Origin of the sequence: Mycobacterium sp. (assembly GCF_035653355.1) — a bacterium.
Classification (GTDB): domain Bacteria; phylum Actinomycetota; class Actinomycetes; order Mycobacteriales; family Mycobacteriaceae; genus Mycobacterium.
On record NZ_DASRBZ010000648.1, the window covers coordinates 1 to 5,678 of the forward strand.

General features: G+C 68.3%; 6 protein-coding genes. 2 read left to right on the top strand and 4 right to left on the bottom strand.

The genetic code is table 11. The annotated features are described in order from the left end of the window. The 3 genes from VFA16_RS22265 to VFA16_RS22275 form a co-directional block, all read right to left on the bottom strand. Positions 1 to 409 (bottom strand): FAD-dependent monooxygenase (locus VFA16_RS22265; RefSeq protein WP_324969918.1); only part of this gene is annotated, 409 nt, incomplete at its 3' end. Between the two features lie 77 nt (positions 410 to 486). Next, on the bottom strand, positions 487 to 2,019 hold the full coding sequence (locus VFA16_RS22270) for a glycerol-3-phosphate dehydrogenase/oxidase (RefSeq protein WP_324969919.1): 1,533 nt from the start codon (positions 2,017 to 2,019) through the stop codon (positions 487 to 489). Further along, positions 2,019 to 2,588: a TetR/AcrR family transcriptional regulator gene (locus VFA16_RS22275; protein ID WP_324969920.1), complete on the bottom strand. Its 570-nt coding sequence runs from the start codon at positions 2,586 to 2,588 to the stop codon at positions 2,019 to 2,021. Before VFA16_RS22275 ends, VFA16_RS22270 begins: the two co-directional genes overlap by 1 nt. Positions 2,589 to 2,629: 41 nt before the next feature. Here VFA16_RS22275 and VFA16_RS22280 point away from each other — a divergent pair, with 41 nt between their 5' ends. Together VFA16_RS22280 and VFA16_RS22285 are read left to right on the top strand one after the other, a co-directional pair. Further along, the gene (locus tag VFA16_RS22280; RefSeq protein WP_331683558.1) at positions 2,630 to 4,210 is read left to right on the top strand and encodes an FAD-binding oxidoreductase; all 1,581 of its coding nucleotides are present in this window, start codon (positions 2,630 to 2,632) and stop codon (positions 4,208 to 4,210) included. Further along, positions 4,207 to 5,136: a diacylglycerol kinase gene (locus VFA16_RS22285; RefSeq protein ID WP_324969922.1), complete on the top strand. Its 930-nt coding sequence runs from the start codon at positions 4,207 to 4,209 to the stop codon at positions 5,134 to 5,136. The genes VFA16_RS22280 and VFA16_RS22285 overlap by 4 nt, the downstream gene beginning before the upstream one ends. Here the strand turns inward: VFA16_RS22285 and VFA16_RS22290 are convergent. Next, entirely contained in the window at positions 5,117 to 5,629 is a 513-nt protein-coding gene (locus VFA16_RS22290; protein WP_324969923.1) for a DUF3145 domain-containing protein, read from the bottom strand. The genes VFA16_RS22285 and VFA16_RS22290 overlap by 20 nt on opposite strands. Between the last annotated feature and the right edge of the window lie 49 nt (positions 5,630 to 5,678).

Here is a 5,678-nt window from a genome sequence, read left to right on the forward strand (position 1 = left end):
ACGCCAATTCGGTGCCGTAGCGCACGTCGCTGCCGCGCCGGCGGGCTGCCGCGGCCAAGATGGGCTCGAGCCGGCTCTGCGGGCAGTACTGCACGGACGGCTCGGGGCTGAGGTGGTCCAAGCCGGCAAAGATCGCCTCGAAGTCCATGGCTCGTTGCTCCGCTGCGCTGTTCAGCGTCGGCTTGGTCACCATCTCCGTGACATGCTCAGCGACTGCGTGCACCTCGTCGCCGAGGCCGAGGCCGCGCAGGATCTCCATGCTGCGGAAACTCAAGTTGCGGGCTTTCGGGTAGATGAAGATCTCACGCCGCTTTTCCACCAGCAGCGAGCGCACGCCGTGCTTGGCGAGCAGCGCCGAGGTTGCCAGCCCGGCTGCACCGGCCCCGACGATAAGTACAGGAACGCGCATGACATTCGGCATCGCTCACCTCGTCGGGAGAAAGTGATAGTTACTATCATATAGTAGCAACTATCGCTTTCTGCTGACTAGCCCAAGGCGGCCACGAACTCCTTCGCCACGCCGACAACTCGCTCCCGGTCAGCTGGAACCAGACCGATGCGGGTCCGGCGGTCGACGATGTCATCGACGGTCAGTGCACCTTCGTGGGTCACCGCGTATTCGAACTCCGCGCGGATCAGGTCCATGCCGTCGGCCACCGGGTCGGTGGGACGCTCGCAGGTCGCAGCGGCGAGGACACTCGGCGCCTCTGCCCCGTAGCGCGCGACCAACGACGCCGGCAGCCCGGTAACCGGCCGGGCCGTCGATCCCGGGTTGGCCGGCGCACCGACCAGCGGCAGGTTGCGGGTGCGACACCCGCCAGCGACCAGACCGCGCAACCGGATCGCACGATCAAGCACGTCCTGCGCCATATACCGGTATTCGGTGAGCTTGCCGCCGATCACGCTGATGACACCCGAGGGCGACTCGACGACCGCGTGTTCGCGCGAGACGTCGGCGGTGCGCCCCGCCCCGGTGTCGACCAGCGGCCGCAGGCCGGCATAGGAGCCGATGACGTCGGACGGCCCCAGCGCAGTGCTCAGCGCGGTGTTCACCGTGTCGAGCAGAAAGTCGATCTCGTCCGACGCCGGTTGCGGCACATCCGGAATCGGGCCGGGCGAGTCTTCGTCGGTCAGGCCGAGGTAGACCCGGCCCAGCTGCTCAGGCATCGCGAACACAAAGCGGTTGAGCTCACCGGGTATCGGAATGGTCAGTGCAGCAGTCGGTTTGCCGAAGGTGGCGGCGTCAAAGACGAGATGGGTGCCGCGGCTGGGCCGCAACCGCAACGACGGGTCGATGTCAGCCGCCCACACCCCCGTCGCGTTGATGACGGCACGCGCAGAGACGTCGAAGGAGCCGCCGGTACGCTGGTCGGTCAGCCTCACCGAGGTGCCGGTGGCCTGCGATGCGGCCACATAGGTCAGAATCCGGGCCCCGTGCTGTGCCGCGGTACGCGCGACCGCGGTGACCAGTCGCGCGTCATCGATGAGTTGCCCGTCGTAGGCCAGCAGACCACCGTCGAGCCCGTCGCGCCGCACGGTCGGCGCCATGTCGATAACGCGCTGGGTCGATATTCGGCGCGAGCGCGGCAGCACAGACCCCGGCGTGCCCGCCAGCTTGCGCAGCACATCACCGGCCAGAAACCCCGCGCGCACCAGCGTCCGCTCGGCACGACCCATCGTCGGCAGCAGCGGCACCAGCTGCGGCATCGCCCGCACCAGGTGGGGGGCGTTGCGCGCCATAAGAATTCCGCGTTCGACCGCACTGCGCCGTGCGATCCCCACGTGGCCGCTCGCCAGATAGCGCAGGCCCCCGTGCACCAGCTTGGAGCTCCACCGGCTGGTGCCAAAGGCCAGATCGTGCTTTTCCACCAGCGCCACCCGCAGGCCCCGCGCTGCAGCGTCCAGGGCGATGCCGGTGCCGGTGATGCCGCCGCCGATGACGATGACGTCCACTGGCGCGCCATCGGCCAGTGCCTGCAGGTCGGCAGTGCGGCGGCCCGCATTGAGAGCGATGGGCATCAGGACAGGTATCCGTTCAGCGAGTAGGCCAACTCAGCGCTGAGCGCGTCGGCGCCGAGGATCGGCTGGACGATCTGCGCGGACTGAATCGTGGACTGGGTGATCAGTAAGACCATCGCGGCGAGCCGGCGGGGGTCGCCGGGACGCACGCTGCCGTGTCGCTGTGCGGCGCGCAGCTCGTCGGCCAAGGTGTCGATCAGGAGCCGTTGGCTGGTGCCGAGGCGTTCGGTGATGTACACCATCGCCAGCTCGGAGCGCAGCACCGCCATCACCAGCTTGTCGCGCCTCAGTCGTCCGGCTACCGCCACGATGCGGTCGACCAGTGCCTCACGACCTTCACCCTGTGCCGGCACCTCCCGCGCTGCGTCGGTGATGTGCCGGGTCAGCAGGTCGGTCAGGATCGACCGTGTATCGGGCCAGCGACGGTACACGGTTGGTCGGCTGACACCGGCCCGGCGCGCGATTTCAGCCAGCGTCACGCGCTCGACCCCGAAATCGCACACGCAGCTGGCCGCGGCCTGAAGTATGCGGTCGCCGGTGTCGGCACGCGCGTTACTGATTGACAGCATATGTAATACTGTAACGCATGTCTGATGAGCTGCTGCCGCCGATGAAATGGAACGCGTGGGGTGATCCGGCGGCGGCCAAGCCACTAACGGACGGGATCCGGTCGCTGCTGAAACAGGCTCTTGCGGTGGAGGATTCGGGCACAGCCGAGCTCACGGCGGACCAGGTGCGGCTACGCCCGAGCGCGCTGGAGCAGGCAGACTACGACGCGCTGGCAGCGATCGTCGGGGCGGACTACTGCCGTATCGGTGACCGTGACCGGTTGCTGCATGCCGGCGGCAAGTCCACCCTGGACCTGCTGCGGCGCAAGGACACCGGTACGCAGGACGCACCCGACGCGGTGCTGCTGCCCGGCGACGATGACGACGTCGCGGCGATCCTGGGCCACTGCTCGCAGCGCGGCATCGCCGTCGTTCCGTTCGGTGGCGGCACCAGCGTGGTGGGCGGGCTTGACCCGATCAGGGGGCAGTTCAACGCCGTGGTGTCGCTGGATCTGCGCCGCTTCGACCGGTTGCACGCGCTCGACGAGGTGTCCGGCATGGCCGAGCTTGGTGCGGGTGTGACGGGCCCGCAGGCCGAGCGGCTGCTTGGCGAACACGGCTTTTCGCTCGGGCATTTTCCGCAGAGCTTCGAGTTCGCCACCCTTGGCGGCTTTGCGGCGACCCGCTCGTCGGGCCAGGACTCGGCCGGTTATGGCCGCTTCGACGACATGATCCGCGGGCTGCACGTCATCACGCCGGCGGGAGTGCTGAAGCTGGGCCGGGCCCCGGCGTCGGCGGCCGGACCGGACCTGCGGGAGTTGTTGATCGGCTCGGAGGGCCTGTTCGGCGTCATCACCCGGGTGCGGCTGCGGGTGCACCGGATACCTGAGGCCAGCATTTACGAGGCGTGGTCGTTTCCGGACTTCGCCACTGGCGCTGCGGCGTTGCGCGCGGCCACCCAAACCGGCACCGGGCCGACCGTCATCCGGCTTTCCGATGAAGCGGAGACTGGGATCAACCTCGCTACCACCGATGCGATCGGAGAGCAGCAGATCACCGGCGGCTGCCTGGCGATCACCGTGTTCGAGGGCACCGCGGTGCATGCCGAAAGCAGGCACGCCGAAACACACGAAGTCCTGCAAGCGCACGGCGGCACGTCGCTGGGTGAGGAACCGGCGCGGGCGTGGGAGCGCGGCCGGTTCAGCGCGCCGTACCTGCGCGATTCGCTGCTGGCCGCCGGCGCGCTGTGTGAGACCCTCGAGACCGCCACAGACTGGTCGAACATTACAGCGCTGAAGGCCGCGGTCACGGACGCGCTGACGGCCGCGCTCGCCGAATCCGGCACACCGGCCCTTGTGCTGTGCCACATTTCGCATGTGTATCCCACCGGGGCTTCGTTGTACTTCACCGTCGTCGCCGGACAACGCGGCAACCCGATCGAGCAGTGGCGCGCCGCCAAGGCCGCCGCGTCGACGGCGATCATGGCCACCGGCGGAACCATCACCCATCACCACGCCGTCGGCACCGATCACCGGCCCTGGATGCAGGACGAGGTCGGTGAATTGGGCGTGCAGATCTTGCGGGCCGTCAAGTCCACGCTCGATCCGGCCGGAATCCTCAACCCCGGCAAGCTGATTCCGTGACGGGCCAGCTGCGCCGCCGCGAGATCGGTCAGGTGACCGTGCTGACCAATCCGGCGTCCGGGCACGGACACGCACCCCACGCCACAGAGAAAGCGGTCGCCCGCTTGCAGCAGCGCGGTGTCGACGTCGTCGCCATCGTGGGCACGGATGCCGACCACGCGCGGCGCCTGCTCGATGCTGCGCTCGAGCGCGGCACCGACGCAGTTGTGGTGGTTGGTGGCGACGGCGTGATCGGCATGGTGCTGCAGGTGTTGGCGCGCAGCGACATTCCGCTGGGAATCGTGCCCGCGGGTACTGGCAACGATCATGCCCGCGAGTACGGGATCCCCAAGGATCCGGTGGCCGCCGCCGATATCGTCGCCGACGGGTGGACCGAAACCGTCGACCTTGGTCGAATCCGCAACCGCGCCGGCGCCGTCACATGGTTCGGCACCGTCGCCGCGGCGGGATTCGATTCGCTGGTCACCGATCGGGCCAACCGGATGCGCTGGCCGCGCGGACGGATGCGCTACAACCTCGCCATGCTCGCCGAGCTGTCGCAATTGCGGCTGTTGCCGTTTCGGCTGGTGCTCGATGGCGAAGAGCTTGTCACCGATCTCACGCTGGCAGCGTTCGGCAATACCCGCAGTTACGGCGGCGGCATGCGAATTTGCCCGCACGCCGACCACGCCGACGGTCGGCTCGACATCACGATGGTGCACTCGGCGTCGAGAGCCCGGCTGGTCCGCTTGTTTCCTACCGTGTTCAAGGGCAGCCACGTCGAGTTGGACGCGGTGAGCACGACGCGCGCGCAGTCTGTCGAGGTGGAGTCGCCTGGTATCAACGCCTACGCCGACGGCGAGTACGTATGCGCGCTGCCCGCAGAGATCAGCGCGGTCCCCGGGGCGCTGCAGATGCTGCGGAAACCTAGCCCACCCCCTGGCTGAGCCAGGTCACTTCGCCGACGTCGCCGCCGTCGCGGTATACCTCGAGCGCCTCGTCCCATGCCGTGCCGAGTGCCGAATCCAGTTCGGCGGCAAGCGCGTCGGCGCCGGAGGCCATCATCGCCCGAAGCCGCATCTCGCCGACCATGATGTCGCCGTTGGCGCTTGTCGTCCCGCTCCATAGTCCCAGCTGAGGCGTGTGGCTGAAGCGCTGACCGTCGACGCCGGGACTGGGGTCCTCGGTGACCTCGAAACGAAGCACCGACCAGGAGCGCAGCGCGTTGGCCAACCGAGCGCCGGTGCCTACTGGGCCGACCCAATTGGTCACCGCGCGCAGCTGTCCGGGCATCGCCGGCTGCGGGGTCCACTTCAGGTTGGCCGGGGCGCCCAGGGTCGACGACAATGCCCACTCGACATGTGGGCACACCGCCGCCGGCGAGGCGTGGATGTACACCACGCCGGTGGTCGCGTCGGCGAATTGGTTCGACGCACGCATCTGCTGCTCCTTCGGCTCCACGAGGGACGTCTTCCCCAACGACCTGGTG

What these genes read in the sequence shown, in the direction of transcription:
- VFA16_RS22270 (WP_324969919.1), bottom strand. Translation starts at nt 2,019, where the DNA reads ATGCCCATCGCTCTCAATGCGGGCCGCCGCACTGCCGACCTGCAGGCA.
- VFA16_RS22275 (WP_324969920.1), bottom strand. Translation starts at nt 2,588, where the DNA reads ATGCTGTCAATCAGTAACGCGCGTGCCGACACCGGCGACCGCATACTT.
- VFA16_RS22280 (WP_331683558.1), top strand. Translation starts at nt 2,630, where the DNA reads ATGAAATGGAACGCGTGGGGTGATCCGGCGGCGGCCAAGCCACTAACG.
- VFA16_RS22290 (WP_324969923.1), bottom strand. Translation starts at nt 5,629, where the DNA reads ATGCGTGCGTCGAACCAATTCGCCGACGCGACCACCGGCGTGGTGTAC.